Source organism: Mesorhizobium mediterraneum (genome assembly GCF_002284565.1).
In the GTDB taxonomy this organism is placed as follows: Bacteria; Pseudomonadota; Alphaproteobacteria; order Rhizobiales; family Rhizobiaceae; genus Mesorhizobium; species Mesorhizobium mediterraneum.
Genome location: NZ_NPKI01000043.1, coordinates 73,497 through 89,733 on the forward strand (window position 1 = coordinate 73,497; position 16,237 = coordinate 89,733).

Below are 16,237 nucleotides of genomic sequence, written 5' to 3' on the forward strand. Positions count from 1 at the left end.
CCGGCTTCTCCAGGTTTTGCATCATCATCCCTAAGGCTGTGCCAACTGCGGTGGCAGTGTGTCGAGACCGACCGAACTGCCTGGTCGCTGTTCAACCGCGCCTGTCCTGATGCGCTCAACCTGGAACTGGTTGGCAATCGACCGGGCTAGCTAGCACTGCGCCGTGTTGTTCGGGGATAATGTGGAGGAGCATATCGAGCGCGGCCGTTCCCCCTGCGCATGTATATCTGTTATTGTCGATGACGTAGATTTCATTGCTCAGCTCGATAAATGGAAACTCCTCTCGAAAAGCCGGCTGCCCTTCCCAATGCAAGGTGCATCGCGCATTGGTCAACAGCCCCGCGCGAGCCAGAAAAACCGGTCCCATGGACAGCGCGCCCAATTGGCATCCTTCACGCGCACGCCGATTGAGTATGACACTTAAGCGCGTCTGGTCTTTAGCCACTAATGTCATCCCCGCGCAGACGAAAAGGTAATCGGGCGCGGGAGAGGCGCCAAAGCGCTCGTCCGCAACCACTGAAAACCCGTTGGAGGCATGGGCCACCTGCCCATCTTCCGAAGAGAAGCGCCATCCATACGCCTCGTATCCGAGAAGGCGATTGGCTGCCCTCAGTGGCTCAATCGCACAAGTGACCGACATCATCGAGAACAAATCCATCAGCAGGAACTCAATGCATTGAGTTCGATCGGTGGCACCAATGTTCATGTTTGTGGCCGCTGCTCCCAAATTCGCTCGGCGCGGAGTCATCAATTTTTGTTGGAGAGCTAAGGATCAAAGAGAAAATGATCAAAAGCCGCCGATCAGACTTCTTGGTTCACCTGCACGGTTTCGTTGGTCCTGCATACCCGCAAGATGAAACACCCTCGATCGCTGCTGTGGTTGCCAGTTCAAATAGCAGCTCTGCGCCCGAACCATCCCCTAGCCGTTCCACGGCTTGATCGATAGCCGATGCGCGCAGGGCTCCAAGTCGCGCGTCAGCGTATCTATGAAATTTTGCGCGGATCTGCGCCGGCGACGCCGGCACCTCCGGGTCCCCGGGAGCTTCGGTTGGGCCCGAGTAGAGCACTCGTTCGTCTTTCAATTGCAGTTCCACGGAAGAGAAGCGCCGGGCCGGGAATGCGCTGTTAAACTCGGCGCTCTCAGTGATCGTCATGCCTTCGGCCAGCCGTCGGATTTCCGGATTTGCCAACGAGGCCGTCGAAACATGTTCGGGCTCGACGGTGCCATGGACAAGGCCAACAGCAACTGGAAAAGCGGTCGAATACTGTGCTTGCTCGGTGGTTTCCGGAGATCGAATAGCGAGGCGTTTCGATTCGTGAAAGGTGGTCAGATTAACGGCCGCGACCATGTAGGAGTTTAGATCATGTCTCGCCCGCAGCGTGAGCACCGCATGGACTGCCGGGCTGAGCCCAGCGGCAAATAGGAAAGGGCTTGAAATACTGCTCTGAGGTGCGCCACTTGCTTCCTAAGTCCGACCACAAGTCTGACACGTCCGGTGCTTCGACGGTCAACGCTGGCGCGCCGGTAAAGCCGTCAGCCGCCAAGTATGCCGCGGAGACCCCGGCCACCGAACCCCAACCCGAGCCATCCTTTACCATCGTTTGGGGCGTCTATGCAGCGCATCATCTGGCTTCTGGGTCCATGGTACTCGGCAATACCCAGCGCCTCTCGCGTACGAACGTTGTCCAGGCACAACACCCGGGCGCCAAGCGCCGCCGCAGCCAAAGCTACCCACGCGCCGGACGTATGGTAATCGCTAGCAGTCCGGTGCAACGCAATGCCTGCGCGTGTTCCAATCTCGTAGCCAATCACCAGGCCAGCGAGAAAGGCACGATCATCGAGTTCCCCCTCGGCCTCAGACATTGCCATAAGGGCAGGTAAAACCCCGCATCCAACGTGACCCTTGGTAAGCCTGTGTCCGTCGTGCGCATCAAGTGCGTCGATCGTCATACCGCCTGCCAGTGCGGCGCCAGCCGGACTGGCTTTACGGCCGTCAAACAAAAGTCGCGCAGGTTTTTGACCCGGCCCAAAATGTCTAATCACGTTGACCTGCCACCGGATTTTCATCCAGCCGCAATTAGAGCCTCGGCGGGTTTTACGCCGTATGGCGCGGGTTGAGCAACGGGCGATCGGCGGAGCTGGTCGGGGTTGCGCAGCCGATCGTCCGTTGCGGTGAGATTGGCGGCATAGGCCGCGGGCGTGAGATATCCGAGCGCTGAATGTGGGCGTGATCGGTTGTAGTCGTCCCTCCATTCGGCAATCGTCGTGCGGGCATGGTCGAGGCCGAAGAACAGGGTCTCGTTCAAGAGTTCATCCCGCATACGCCCGTTGAAGCTCTCGCAGAAACCGTTCTGCATCGGCTTTCCCGGTGCGATGTAGTGCCATTCCACCTGGTGGTCCTTCGACCAGGCGAGCATGGCGTTCGAGGTGAATTCCGTGCCGTGATCGGAGACGAGCATGCCGGGCTTGCCGCGGCGGGCGATCAGGTCCGTCAGTTCGCGCGCCACACGCCGGCCCGAGATCGAGGTGTCGGAGATCGCCGCCAGGCACTCTCGCGTCACATCGTCGACGACGTTGAGAATGCGGAAGCGCCTGCCACAGGCGAACTGGTCGTGGACAAAATCCAGCGACCAGCGCGCGTTGGCCCGGGCCTCCACCAGGATCGGCGCCCGGGTGCCGACCGCACGCCGTCGCGCACGCCGTTTGCGCACCGCCAGCCCTTCCTCGCGGTAGAGCCGGTAAATGCGGTTGATCCCCGCCGGCTCGCCATCCTGCCGCAGCAGGATGAACAGCCGCCGGTAGCCGAAGCGGCAGCGTGCGTTGGCGAGATCACGCAGCCGGCCACGCAACTCCGTCTCCGGCGGCCGCCGCGGCCGGTAGCGGATCATCTTGCGCTCGGCGCCGACAATGGAACAGGCCCGACGCTCCGACAGACCCAGCACGGTCTGCAGATGCGCGACGGCTTCGCGCTTGGCGGCGGGCCCTACCATTTTTTTGACAGGAGCTCGCGCAACGCCGAGGCTTCCAGCATCTGGTCGGCCAGAAGCTTCTTCAGCCTGGCGTTCTCCTCCTCCAGCGCCTTCAGCCGCTTGGCGTCGGAGACCTCCATGCCGCCATACTTCGCCTTCCAGTTATACAGCGTCGCCTCGGAGATCCCGTGCTTGCGCGCCACATCGCCCGCCTTCGCACCCGCCTCGTGCTCGCGCAAAACCGCGATGATCTGCTCTTCCGTAAAGCGCTTTCTCTTCATCTGTCCGTCCTTCAATCAGGCCGGACTCTAATCAAAGCCGGAGGAAATTACCCGTGGCAGGTCAACGTGATTGCGCGCGATCTGGGACATACTAGTGCTTGTTCCGCCGATCGCTACCCCCAAGAGGTCGAGAAGCCAACGCCGTCCCAGACCCAGCACCTCGGCGGGAATCGAGTCCGCACTGCTGTCGTGGAGAAAATCGTGTAGGGGAGTTGCCATCGTGGTTAGCCTCAAGCAACTTGTTTGGGCGAAGTTCTATCGTAGCGCGCGATCAGCTCACGCTTTAAAACCTTGCCGCTCGGATTGGTCGGCAAGGCATCCAGGAACTCGTAGCGCTTGGGACGCTTGTAAGATGCAAGATCTCGGCTACCCCGGACGTACGCGTCAAGTGTCGCCGCCTCGAGGTTCGGCTCGGAACGCACAACAAAGGCGACGACGATCTGCCCCATTTCTCGTCCCTCAAGCCCACGACCGAGGCTTCCTGTACTCCAGGACAGCGATACAGAATCTCTTCCACTTCGCGCGGGTAGATGTTCTCGCCGCCTGATATGATCAGGTCGTCAGCGCGCCCGTGGAAATAGTAGAATCCGTCCTGGTCTTGGCTGAACAGGTCGCCGCTATAAATCCAGCCGGCTTTGAGCTTCTTTTGAGTCTCAAATGGTTTATTCCAGTAACCGGTCATCGCTTGAGGTCCGCGTACTATCAACTGACCGATGGCCCCCTGTGCTACCTTTTCATCTGGCGGCACTTCACGGCTGGGATCGTCGGTGATTATGCGGCATTCCGAAATCAACGTGGATTTGCCGCAGGAGCCAAGCTTGCGTAACGCATCTTCCGGATGCAGCATCAGCGTCAGTGAAGCTTCGGTCATTCCATAACCATTGAATATGCCAGGGCAGAATTCAGCCATGACCCGCTCCATGGTACTTGACGAAATTGCTGCCCCGCCGGTCGTAACAAGTCTCAATGAGGAAAGATCGAACTTGGCGAAATCCGGATGAAATAACATTTCCTGGATTTGTGTCGGCACTGCAAAAAGCGTGGTAATACGGTCCGCAGCGATGGTGCGGAGAGTACGTTCAGATTCGTAGCGCCCGATCACGACATTGGTACCGCCTACCAGAAGATGCGGGATGAAGTAGGCTTGCATTCCACCCACGTGATACAGCGGCGCAATGTGCAGCGCGCGGTCATCATGCCGTAGCGAGTATTCCATCACGCAGTTCATTGCGATGGCAATGTCGTTTGCGTGAGTATGGATCACACCTTTCGGCCGTCCGGTGGTACCTGATGTATAGACCAGTGATGAAATAGTATCTCCGGTCGGAACCGGGCGTGGTTCACCCCGATCTTGCGAATGCTCAATCAACCCGTCGAAATGATGATGTCCCTGTGGGATGTTGCTCGCATCATATGCGCAACCAATGAAATCGTGGACGGAATGAACCTGTACTGCGATTCTAAGCGCGTTGTCAGTCAGCGCTCTCCCGTAGACCAAGACACGCGCACCAGAGTCCTTTAGAATATAAGAAGCCTCTGCTGGAGACAGGCGGAAGTTCATCGGTACCGCCACAGCACCGAGAAACTGACAGGCGAAGAAGGTAGTCACGGAATTTTCCGAGGTGGAAACGTAAAACGCGACCCGATCACCAGGCCGAACGGCAAGATCAGACAGCGCTTGGGCGAAGCGCCGCACTCGACTTAACCACTCTCGATAGGTCCAGCGACGATCCTCATAGACCAAAGCCGTATGATCAGGGTACCGGTCGGCAGAAGCTTCAAGGATGCGAGCAATGTGCATAGCGCCTCGACCTGGATTAGAGATTGAGCCGTAAAGATGGCATCTCTCGCGACGCGATGAGATACTTGCACATCTCGGAGGTACCACCGACGATCGGCAGCGTACGGGCGTCACGGTATAACTGTTCGGCTTTGCCGTATTGCCGGGTGACGCCATCGCCGCCGAGAATTTGAACCGTGCGATCCGCGCAGAATACAGCAGTTTCAGTGGCAACCAGTTTGGCCTGACTAGCCTCACGCATAAGATCTTTTCCGCCGATCCCCGAGTCGTACATTTTGGCAGCTCGGTGTGTTAGCAGTTCGGCCGCGTCGATTTTCCAGCTCATCTGCGCGATCATGTCCCAGATAAGCTGCTTCTGACCAAGCTTTTGGCCGAAACTGACCCGAGACTGAGCGTGCTGACACGCGATGTCGAAGGCGGCGCGCGCCACACCTAGACCCGAACCGCCGAGGATCACCCGTTCGAAATTGAAGGCGCTGAGCATGATATTGAAACCGCCATTCACCTCGCCCAACAAGTTCTCCCCGGGCACGCGCACCTCATCCATCGCGACTTCGCCGACGATTGATCCGCGTCGTCCCACGAAGTCGTAGAGCCTTGGGAAGGTCAAACCCTTGGCGTGTGCGGGGATCAGAACCGCCGTTAAGCCTTTCTGCGGGGGTAGGTCGGGATCGGTGACACCCCAGACTATGTAGACGTTCGCTTTCGAGGCGTTCGAAATGTAACGTTTAACGCCGGATACTACCCATTCACCAGCTTCTTCATCGAAGCGAATCCTGGTCTCCATGCCCGCACTATCCGAGCCAACACTGGGCTCGGTCATGCAAACTGATCCCAAGGATCGACCCTCGAGAATTGGCAATAGGTAGCGCTCGCGCAGGGACTCTCGGGCAAATCGGTGGATGGGGTACGCGCAGGACAACGCGGTGGCAATCGTGGTCTCGAAGGCATAGTTAAGGTAGGCCGCTTCCTCAGAAACAATTACTGCATGGGTAAGCCCCGGTTTCGGCAACGCTCCACGATAGAGATCAGGAAACATTAGCTTAAGGTAACCAGCCTGTCCTAATACGCGAACCAGCGCCAATTGCGCACTGAAATCCTGATCGCGCTCAATCAAATTGACTTTCGGAGCAAGCTCGCGTGACATGAAGGTGCGAACTTCTGCACGAAATGCACGATCCTCATGCGTTAGAAAGAAATCACGCATTCTCTGACTATCTCAAAAAGCATAGAACATTAATGCAGCCCGGAAGCGCCAAATGGCTAGCCGTCAGCGCGGCGGCATTACTAATGAAGTACGACCCGGTCCGAATTGCGTCTCGGAGGCATCCATCTTTCTTGGTCCTTGCGCCAGAACCGCAAGAATCAAGCCAACCAACGGCAATGTAACGACTAGCACCACTAGGTCGTTGCAAAGGTTCTCCGAAAGGTGGGTTTCAAGTAAGCTTGCCAATTTGCGGATCATCGTTAGCCCGATCGAAATCAAAGTACCTGGCGCCGCCGCAAGGATTCGTCTCGCCACTGACGGCGGTCGAAACGGTCAACTAGGCTACTCTACAATGAGCGGGCGTGCACGTCGGTTCTATGCCTGCCGCTTCATCAGGCCAGATGCCGCATTAGACCTACCTTGCTAGTGATTAGCGCAGTCGACCCATGATGCATGGGCATTAAGTCGATGCGTGTCCAACAATCATTTGGTATGAGGTGATGCCGTAGTGAGATCGATCAGATTGAGGCGTGCATTCGGCTCTTCCCTTTGACCGCAGGAGACGAGCCCGGCGGGGGGTTGCCGATCGCCCAAATGACCTAATTCGTTGGTAGAACGATCGGGTCGCTTAAGGCAGAAATAGCAGGACTTGGTTGAGCGTGCCGGCCCGCGGGTTAAGGCCGAGTTCGACAGCGAGTTCTTTCTGATCAAAGCCTCTTAAAGATCTGCGGGTGCCAAGTTGCAAGGTATAGTAGCCTATTTGAGGCAGCCGCCATCATGCCGCTCGTGGCCGTGTTGTTCCTGGCCGGGCTGTTCTCCGTCCTGGCTCAGGTTCGGGTTCGCACGGGCTGCGCGATATCGTTTTGTCATCGCTCTATATCAATTCGTTGTTGGACAGGCATCATTAGGTTCTCCAGAATGGATCAAATAGCCACGAAGGCATGCGCTAAGGGGAACTGCAATGACCGATAGAACGCATTTTTTAAGTGGGATTGTCGCGAAAGGCGAAATGTCCCGCCGTGATTTTCTAGGACGCGCCGCCATGCTTGGCGCCGGCGTCGCCTTGGCAAACGGCTTGGTGGCGCCTTCGGCGCACGCAGAAAGCCCTGTCAAAGGCGGGGTGCTCAAGGCTGGTATGCAGGGTGGCGCAGCCACCGACAGCCTTGATCCCGCGATCTTCGAAAGCCAAGTATCCTATTTCTTTGGCCGTCAGTGGGGCGAACAGCTCGTGCAGATCGACGCCAAGCGCGAACTTCAGCCCGCGCTCGCCGAAGAGTGGGGCGCGTCTAAGGATGCGAAGATCTGGACCTTCAAAATCCGCAAAGGCGTGCAGTTTCACAACGGTAAGGAAATGACGCCGGCGGACGTCGTCGCCACCATGGAGCGCCATTCGGACGCCAGTTCCAAGTCTGGCGCACTTGGCATTATGCAGGGTATCGAGAAGATTGCAGTCGATGGCCAGAACGTGGTCTTCACGCTCAAGGAGCCAAATGCTGACCTTCCGTTCCTTATGGATGATTACCACCTTATGATTCAGCCTAACGGAGGCAAGGACAATCCTACGGAAGGTATTGGTACCGGTCCTTACAAGGTTACGGTCAATCAAAGCGGCGTCCGGCTCGGAGGCGAGAAATTCGCCAACTACTGGCGCGATGACCGCGGCTTCGCGGACCAGATCGAGATCATCGTCATCAACGATACCACCGCCCGTATGTCGGCCTTGCAGGGCGGCCAGGTTCACATGATTAATCGTGTCGAGCCTAAGGTGGTCGAACTTGTCAAGCGCCTCCCGGGGATTATGATCCGCAACGTGAGTGGCCATGGCCATTACTTGTTCCTTGCCCACTGCAACACGGCCCCTTTCGACAACAACGACTTGCGGCTCGCGCTGAAACTCGCGGTCGACCGGGAAGAGCTCGTACAGAAGATCCTGAAGGGCTATGGCTCCGTCGGCAACGACACGCCGATCAACAAGTCCTATCCTCTCTTCACCGAGATGGAGCAACGCACCTTCGATCCGGACAAGGCTAAGTTCCATTACAAGAAATCCGGACATTCGGGATCGGTGCTCCTTCGGACGTCGGATGTCGCCTTCCCAGGTGCCGTCGACGCCGCTCAACTCTACCAGCAGAGCGCCGCTAAGGCCGGCATCAAGATCGAGATCAAGCGCGAACCAGGTGATGGCTACTGGTCTGAAGTATGGAACAAGCAGCCCTTTTCTGCGTCGTACTGGGGGGGCCGTCCAACGCAGGACCAGATGTATTCCACTGCGTACTATTCCAAGGCACAATGGAATGATACCCGCTTCTTCAATGAGAAGTTTGACAAGATGCTTCTCGAGGCACGCGCGGAGCTTGATGCCGACAAGCGCAAGAAGCTCTATGCCGATATGGGCCAAATTGTCCGCAACGAAGGCGGGGCAATCGTCCCGATGTTCAACGACTTCATCGACGCCACAGGACCGCAGGTCGGCGGGTGGTACGAAGACGGCAACCAAGAGATGATGGGGGGCTACGCGCTTTCTAAGTGCTGGCTGAAGACCTGAGCCACGCTGGGTACTTATGTCTCCTTCAATCTCGGTGCTGATCGCCCAGCGCGTTGCGCTGGGCATCTTGTTGGTGCTTGCCATCTCGGTCCTGATTTTCGCCGGTACGCAGATCCTGCCCGGCGACGTTGCGCAAGCCATTCTCGGACAGTCGGCCACGCCGGAGTCGCTGGCCAACCTGCGCGAGCAGCTCGGGCTCAACCAGCCCGCCTATATCCGCTACTTCCATTAGCTGGGCGGTGTGCTCACCGGCGACCTCGGCACCGCCATGTCGAGCGGGCAGGACATAGCGACATCGATCAGGGAACGGCTGTGGAACACGCTATTCCTGGCCTTCTGGGCGGCTATCGTTGCCGTTTCGCTGGCGATCACGCTTGGACTGATCGCGGTGCGCTATCGCAATGGTTGGGTCGACAAGCTGATCTCCGGGGTGGCGCTCGCCTCGACCTCGTTCCCGGAATTCTTCATCGGCTATCTGCTCGTCTTCTACTTCGCGGTCCAGCACCAGTGGTTCCCCGCGATCTCGACCGTCTATGACGGAATGTTTTTCGGCGAGCGCTTGCAGGGATCGCGCTGCCGGCGGCGGCACTGACACTGGTGGTGCTCGCCCACATGCTGCGCATGACGCGCGCGGCGATCCTCAACGCCATGCAGTCGGCCTATGTCGAGACGGCGGAGCTCAAGGGGCTCTCGGCCTTCGCGGTCCTCCGCAAGCACGCGTTCCCGAATGCGATCGCGCCGATCATCAACGTCGTCATGCTGAACCTTGCCTACCTCGTCGTCGGCGTCGTCGTAGTCGAGGTGATCTTCGTCTATCCGGGCATGGGGCAATTTCTCGTCGACCATGTCACCAAGCGAGACGTGCCCGCGGTGCAGGCGGTCGGCCTGATCTTCGCGGCCGTCTATATCAGCCTCAATATCATCGCGGACATCGCGGCGATCGTCGCCAATCCGCGGCTCAGACGTCCTAAATAGTGGCGGCCGATATGCTCAATACCAGACGCATCCCCATCGCGGCGCTGATCGGCCTGGTGCTGACGACCATGTTTGTGCTGCTGGCCGTGTTTGCGCCTTTGATCGCGCCGCACGGCAATGCCGAGATCGTCGGCGATGTGTGGGAGCCGATGTCGTCGGCCTATTGGCTGGGCACCGACAATCTCGGCCGCGATCTGTTGTCCCGCATGATCTATGGCGCCCGCATCACGCTGTTCATCGCCGTGCTCGCCACCGCGCTGTCCTTCTCGCTCGGCACCATCCTGGGCTTCTCGGCGGCGGTATTTGGCGGCTGGTTCGATACGATCCTGTCGCGCCCCGTCGACCTCTTGATGTCGATCCCGACGCTGATCATGGGTCTGGTGGTGCTGTCGGTGCCCCTCCAACCTGGTGACGCTGATCCTGGTCATGGGCATCCTCGACTCGACCCGCGTCTACCGCCTGTCACGGGCGGTCGCGGTCGACATCAACGTCATGGATTATGTCGAGGCCGCGAAACTGCGCGGCGAAGGCAGCGGCTGGATCATCTTCCGCGAAATCCTGCCCAATGCGCTGTCGCCGCTGGTATCCGAGCTCGGTCTGCGTTTCATCTATGCGGTGCTGTTCCTGTCGACGCTTTCCTTCCTCGGCCTCGGCGTACAGCCGCCCGATGCCGATTGGGGCGGCATGGTGAAGAAGAACAAGGACGGCATCGTCTTCGGCATTCCGGCGGCGCTCATCCCAGCTGCGGCGATCGCGGCGCCTGGCGATCTCTGTCAATCTCGTCGCCGACTGGGTGCTCAACCGCACGACCAGCCTGAAGGGAGGACGCGGCTGATGGCTGACGGCAAGGCGAAGTCCACGCCTCTCCTCGACATCCGCAACCTGCGCATCGAAGCGACGGTCTATCCGCCGGGCGAGGCGCCGAAGACCATCACGCTGGTCCACGACGTTTCGCTGACGCTTGAGAAGGGCAAGGTGCTCGGCCTGATCGGCGAATCCGGCGCCGGCAAATCGACGATCGGCCTGTCGTCCACGGCCTATGGCCGCGGCGGCGTGCGCATCACCGGCGGCGAGGTGATCCTCAACGGCCGCGACATCCTGAAAGCAGGCCCAAAGGGCGTGCGGGCGTTGCGCGGACGCGAGGTGTGCTATGTCGCGCAGTCGGCGGCGGCGGCCTTCAATCCGGCGCACCGGCTGATGGACCAGGTGGTCGAGGCCGCGCTCCTGCATGGCACCGCCACCCGGGCCGAGGCCGAAAAGCGCGCCGTGGCACTCTTCAGGAAGCTCAGCCTGGCCAATCCCGAGATGATCGGCGAGCGCTACCCGCACCAGGTTTCCGGCGGCCAGCTGCAGCGCGTGATGACGGCGATGGCGCTGTGCTCGGAACCGGACCTGATCGTCTTCGACGAGCCGACCACGGCGCTCGACGTAACGACGCAGATCGATGTGCTGGCGGCGATCAAGGATGTCATCCGCGACAGGCATGTGGCGGCTTTATACATAACCCACGACCTAGCCGTCGTGGCACAGGTATCCGACGAGATCATGGTGCTGCGCCACGTCCGGCTGGTCGAATGGGGCGGCACGCGCCAGATCATCAAAGAGCCGCGCCAGGAGTACACCAACGCGCTGGTTTCGGTGCATGAGATCGAACACCAAGAGCAGAAGCCCGGCACGAGCCCGTTCCTGTCGGTCAAGAACATCACCGCCGCCTATGGCCGCAGCCACATCAAGGTGCTGAAAAACGTCTCGGTCGACATTTTCCCGGGCCAGACGCTGGCGGTGGTCGGCGAGTCCGGCTCCGGCAAATCGACGCTGGCGCGCGCCATCACGGGCCTCTTGCCGCCGGAACAAGGCACCGTCACCTTCGACGGACGGCCGCTCGCCAACCGGCTTGCCGATCGGCCCAAGGAGGATCTGCGCCAGTTGCAGATGATCTACCAGATGGCCGACGTGGCGATGAACCCGCGCCAGACCGTCGGCACCATCATCGGCCGGCCGCTCGAATTCTATTTTGGTTTGCGCGGCCGCGAGCGCGACAAGCGCGTCGCCGAATTGCTCGACGAGATCGAGATGGGCAAGGGTTTCGTCGACCGCTACCCGGCCGAGCTTTCCGGTGGCCAGAAGCAGCGCGTCTGCATCGCCCGCTCGCTTGCCGCCAAGCCGAAGCTGATCATCTGCGACGAGGTGACTTCGGCGCTCGACCCGCTGGTGGCCCACGGCATCCTCAAGCTGCTCCTCAATTTGCAGCAGATCGAGAAGGTGGCCTATCTCTTCATCACGCACGACCTTGCGACGGTGAAGTCGATCGCAGACTCGATCGCGATCATGTATCGCGGCGAGGTGGTGCGCTATGGCTCCAATAGCAAGGTGCTGACGCCGCCCTTCGATGCCTATACCGACCTTCTGTTGTCCTCTGTTCCGGAAATGGAGATCGGCTGGCTGGAGAAGGCGATCTCGGGCCGGCGCATGGCGAGCGGTGGAAATTGAGAACGACTCTTCCAGCCCGTTGAACTGCCAGAGACAAATGGCTCCGGCCCCGGGCGATGGCTGTCGGTCTGACAGGCTGTCTACACCGGAAATGGTAGAGCCTCGTGAGGCCGAAAGGCAGTCATGTCAGGGAATTTGGGCGTTCCAGTCGGCCCCCGGACTAGTACTAACTGACCAAACACCCCCTGCTCTTCGGCTTGGACGCGCCAGCTGCCGGACGGTCAGCGAGGACGATGAGCTGGGATCTGCGCGGCGGTGCGGAACGGACTGTCGTCAGGTTACTACGCAGCCTTGATAATTTCGTAGTCACCGTCAGCGAACCTGGAGGACTTGAACTTGCTCAAATCGAGAGACGGCGCGCCGTCCACGATCCACTTGCTCATCTGTTTACCTACGACAGGACCCAGGGCGAAGCCGTGACCGCTAAAGCCGCACAACGCGTATACGTTGTCGTGGCCGTGAAGACGGTCGATGATCGGAATGAGGTCCGGTGTGGTGTCGATCCGTCCGGCCCAGCTGTCCGCCAAAGTCAGGTCGCTGATGTGGGGGAACAGGACACGAAATTCGGCTAGGTTCTGTTTCACCTTCGCGATATTCGTGGCAGGCTCCGAGAGCGGACTGTGCTTGCCTTTTCCCGGCAGCAGATCCGTCAAGCTTCTGATAGTGTCACGTCCGAACCCGATACGTAGCAAGCCTTGGTTCTGCTTTAGAGCGGGCAGGAAATACCGAAGGTTTGTGAAGGCCTGGAGCGTCAGGTCGTAGTCAGTTCCGGCATTCCGATAACCGTTTCCGATGATGAAGGACCCATCTGGCCTGGGTCGGTAAGCCGTAGTCGGCGTCCACATGGCAATTTGAGTGAACGGAGTGGTGGCCGTCGTCAGGCCCACCGATGATCGGATGTTCTGTACGGGCAGGTTGTAGCTGAGTTTCGCGAGGAGCCTCCTCGACCCGATACCACTGGCGACGACTATCTTGGCGCATTGATAAGTGGTCCGCAGCGTGCGGATGCCTGTCACGCGACCGCTGGTTCTCGTAAGTCAATGACGACCTCGTCGTTGAAGAACTCGGCACCAGCCACCTTCGCCGCGCGGGCTAACGTGTGCGTCGACAACTTGGGATCGCCGTGTCCGTCATCTCGCGTGAAGAGCGCGCACCGTCAGCTTCCAGCGAGTTGGGGCAGCTTTTCCTTGAGCGCTTTCGCATTCAGTATTTCCGAAGTCAGCCCGTGCGTCTGCGCATCGAGATAACTCGTTTCCACGACCTGTTCGTCTTCGGGCGTTTCAGCAGGCATGAGGATACCTGACTTCACGCGGTGGGTGGATTCGAAGCCGAACTCATCGGTGATCTCGTCCCAAAGGACAGAAGCCTCAGCTGCCAACGGGATTTCAGCCGGGTGGCGGCCTTGCTTTCGGATGAAACCCCACGCGCGGCTTGACTGTTCTCCCGCGACCGGACCGCGATCGAAAACCGCAACGCGCACGCCTTGGCGGGCCAGGTTAATAGGCGGTCGAACACCCAGCGATGCCTGCCCCGATTATGCCGACGTCGTAAGCCTTGGGAGTGGCGGTCTTCGCCATGAAAGCGTGGTCCTCAGTAGCATCGTCTACCTGCGCTAGGCTTGTCAGAATCGGGCAGCGCGCCTCTTTCGACTGCCGCCGGCTGCCAATGCCTACTCCCAGTTCGCGGCTGCTACTCGCATGAAGTTGCCGCCAAGAATTCCGCTGATGTCCATGTTGCTATAGCCCTTGGCCGACAGGGCGGCAGTCAGTTGGGGGAACACCTCGATGTCCACGAATTCGAGGCTGGCTGCGCCTTGGTAGTGTTCAAACGGCCAGTAATCTGTAGCGTTCTCGAACCGAGTAGCAAGCGCGTTCGTGATCTCCGCAAAATCGGTGCCAATGCCCACGTGCTGCGGGCCAACCAATTCGCAGTAATGGTCAATGTTGCGGACTAAGAGATCGAGATTGGATGTCGCGTCACCCGGCTTCGCTAAGAAAAGGCGAATTCCGGTGACGCCGATGACGCCTCCGGTGTGCGCACAGGCGATAGCCTGCTCGTTCCAGATGTTGCGTGGGTGGTCGTGCAGGACGCGGCTGTTCGAATGGCTGATGACGATGGGTTTCGACGAGGTCTCCGCCATGTCAATCGACATTTTCGGGCTGCAGTGAGTCCCGTCCACGAGCATACCGACGCGGTTCATCTCCCTGACAACCTCTCGGCCGAACTGGGTAATCCCGGTGTCAGAGCCGTGGCAACCGCTACCTCCGGCATTGTCCTTGTTGTAGACGAATGAGATCTGACGAACGCCCAGACGATGGTAGGTTTCAACGAGTTCGATCTTACCGTCGAGTGCCGAGACACCCTCGATGTCCATGGATACAGCGAGCTTACCTTCCCGCTTGGCTGCGAGCACATCCGCTACGCTCGAAACGAGAATGTACTTGTCTGTGTTCTGGCTCAGGAATTTGCGATATCCAGCGATGACCGGGAAAGTATCATGCCAAGGCAAGACGTCGTAACCGACGTTGGTGCTGACGAACGTGAACCCGGCCTTCCGAATCCGCTCCAGGGAGTTGACGTCGATCGGAACCTGAGGGTCCATTCCGCAATGGGCATCCCAAACGATGCTCTTCTGGAATAGTTCGTTCACATTGAACTGGGTCACGTCCATAGCAATCAAGCCTTTGCAAGTTGGATGCCAGTACCATTCGCGGAGCCGGCGATGCCTGTCCAACAGCAAATTGATATGGCGCGATGAGAAAGTGAGATCGGCGACTCGCTGGGCAGGAGTTTGGAGTTTCTTTTGTCTCTGCAGAACGACGGCCACTCGATCCAGACGATCCAGCGAGTGGTGCCTGTTTTGGGAATGCCGGAATCGTCGTGCAGTCCATGCATTTGCGACCCCGGGGGCCCGAGCCATACCGACCGCAACAACCCTGGTTCCGAGACTCGGGACGCTGACCAATTGCTAGGCGTTTTGAGGAATGCTAGGCAGCGGGCCAAACCGCGATCAACCTCCAGCATCGCTTCCCGAGACGATGCCGATGAAATTCCGTAAGACGGGTGCCGTGTTGTCCTTTCGCCAAGCCGCGTAAAGGTGAAACGGCTCTGGGTTTTCCAGAATGGCTACCGTGGCGACGCGGTTTGAGTAGGTGGCAGCCACCGAGCTTGCGATCAGGACGACCCCGACGTTCTCTTCTACGAGAGCGAACGCGCTTTCGTTGTCCTGCATCATGATGGAGGGCCGCGGGAGGAAACCAGCTTGGCGGCAGATGTTGTTGATACGTCGGGTGTAAATCTGCCAAGGCTCTGTCGACCACAGCAAAATGTGTTCGTCTTTCAGTTCAGAGGCGGAGATCGATTCCCGCTGCGCCAATCTATGGGTTTTAGCGACTGCGACAGCTACTTGGTCTTCGAAAAGGTGTATGGCGTCCAACTCATCGTCTATAACAGGTCCGACCACGAACCCGATGTCGACCTCGCCGCGGCTGATCGTCCCCGCGGTGTTCTCGGGGATCATTTCCGATGTCGCCTGGCTGATTAGGCGCATATCCACATTCGGATACTGCCTGTAGAACTTGGCCAGCATCTTCGGCAAAAACGTTCGGATCGAGATTTCGTTGTAGCCGATCTTCAACTGCCCCACTTCACCACGAATCGCGGATAGCGCCTTGATCGAGATTTCATCCAGGCCACCGACAATCGTCCGGGCGTATTGAAGGAGATTTTGTCCGACCGAACTCGGCTTCACACCTCGTGCACTGCGCTCGAATACCGGAACGCCCAACTCGGCCTCCAGTGTCTGGATTGTACGGCTGATGGCCGACAGCGAAGTGTTCAAGCGCTCCGCAGCGCGCCGGAACCCTCCTTCATCGTATACCGCCAGCAATGCGCGGAGCTGCTGCAGATTGATCCGCGGTGATCTTATCAAGGCATCACCCCATACCAAATAGCTGTTTGACAGGTAT

General features: G+C 58.9%; 10 protein-coding genes and 4 pseudogenes. 4 read left to right on the forward strand and 10 right to left on the reverse strand.

What is annotated here, in order from left to right; all coding sequences use genetic code 11:
• Positions 1-115: 115 nt before the first annotated feature.
• The 6 genes and pseudogenes from CIT25_RS29745 to CIT25_RS29770 form a co-directional block, all read right to left on the reverse strand.
• Positions 116-706, reverse strand: a complete 591-nt coding sequence (locus CIT25_RS29745) for an AraC family transcriptional regulator (protein WP_158302679.1) — start codon at positions 704-706, stop codon at positions 116-118.
• A gap of 109 nt (positions 707-815) precedes the next feature.
• Positions 816-1,439 carry an MmgE/PrpD family protein gene (locus tag CIT25_RS37240; RefSeq protein ID WP_280953399.1) on the reverse strand — a complete coding sequence of 208 codons (624 nt, stop codon included), beginning with the start codon at positions 1,437-1,439 and terminating at the stop codon, positions 816-818.
• Between the two features lie 95 nt (positions 1,440-1,534).
• Positions 1,535-2,068 carry an MmgE/PrpD family protein gene (locus CIT25_RS38600; protein WP_206073014.1) on the reverse strand — a complete coding sequence of 178 codons (534 nt, stop codon included), beginning with the start codon at positions 2,066-2,068 and terminating at the stop codon, positions 1,535-1,537.
• Positions 2,065-3,251 (reverse strand): IS3 family transposase gene (locus CIT25_RS29755; RefSeq protein WP_095488772.1). Its coding sequence is split into 2 segments (ribosomal slippage): positions 2,065-2,999 and positions 2,999-3,251, totalling 1,188 coding nucleotides; the frame shifts between segments, so codons are not numbered across the junction. Before CIT25_RS29755 ends, CIT25_RS38600 begins: the two co-directional genes overlap by 4 nt.
• Before the next feature lie 230 nt (positions 3,252-3,481).
• Positions 3,482-5,052, reverse strand: a pseudogene (locus tag CIT25_RS29765) (class I adenylate-forming enzyme family protein).
• Between the two features lie 16 nt (positions 5,053-5,068).
• The gene (locus CIT25_RS29770) at positions 5,069-6,259 is read right to left on the reverse strand and encodes an acyl-CoA dehydrogenase family protein (RefSeq protein WP_095488727.1); all 1,191 of its coding nucleotides are present in this window, start codon (positions 6,257-6,259) and stop codon (positions 5,069-5,071) included.
• 961 nt (positions 6,260-7,220) lie between these two features.
• On the opposite strand from CIT25_RS29770, the gene CIT25_RS29775 reads away from it, so the two are divergent.
• The 4 genes and pseudogenes from CIT25_RS29775 to CIT25_RS29790 form a co-directional block, all read left to right on the forward strand.
• Positions 7,221-8,804: an ABC transporter substrate-binding protein gene (locus CIT25_RS29775; RefSeq protein WP_095488728.1), complete on the forward strand. Its 1,584-nt coding sequence runs from the start codon at positions 7,221-7,223 to the stop codon at positions 8,802-8,804.
• Between the two features lie 16 nt (positions 8,805-8,820).
• Positions 8,821-9,779: pseudogene (locus tag CIT25_RS29780) on the forward strand (ABC transporter permease).
• 11 nt (positions 9,780-9,790) lie between these two features.
• Positions 9,791-10,614: pseudogene (locus CIT25_RS38335) on the forward strand (ABC transporter permease).
• Positions 10,615-10,733: 119 nt separating this feature from the next.
• Positions 10,734-12,269, forward strand: a pseudogene (locus tag CIT25_RS29790) (ABC transporter ATP-binding protein); the annotation flags it as partial.
• Between the two features lie 281 nt (positions 12,270-12,550).
• Here CIT25_RS29790 and CIT25_RS38215 read toward each other — a convergent pair.
• The 4 genes from CIT25_RS38215 to CIT25_RS29810 all read right to left on the reverse strand — a co-directional run bounded on the left by CIT25_RS38215 (position 12,551) and on the right by CIT25_RS29810 (position 16,218).
• Positions 12,551-13,285, reverse strand: coding sequence for an NAD(P)/FAD-dependent oxidoreductase (locus CIT25_RS38215; RefSeq protein WP_095488730.1), 735 nt, complete (start codon positions 13,283-13,285; stop codon positions 12,551-12,553).
• Between the two features lie 140 nt (positions 13,286-13,425).
• Entirely contained in the window at positions 13,426-13,788 is a 363-nt protein-coding gene (locus CIT25_RS38220) for an NAD(P)/FAD-dependent oxidoreductase (RefSeq protein ID WP_095488731.1), read from the reverse strand.
• A gap of 150 nt (positions 13,789-13,938) precedes the next feature.
• The gene (locus CIT25_RS29805; protein WP_158302681.1) at positions 13,939-15,096 is read right to left on the reverse strand and encodes a dipeptidase; all 1,158 of its coding nucleotides are present in this window, start codon (positions 15,094-15,096) and stop codon (positions 13,939-13,941) included.
• A 183-nt stretch (positions 15,097-15,279) separates the two neighbouring features.
• Complete coding sequence (locus CIT25_RS29810; protein WP_095488733.1) at positions 15,280-16,218, reverse strand: LysR family transcriptional regulator; 939 nt, start codon at positions 16,216-16,218, stop codon at positions 15,280-15,282.
• Positions 16,219-16,237: the final 19 nt, after the last annotated feature.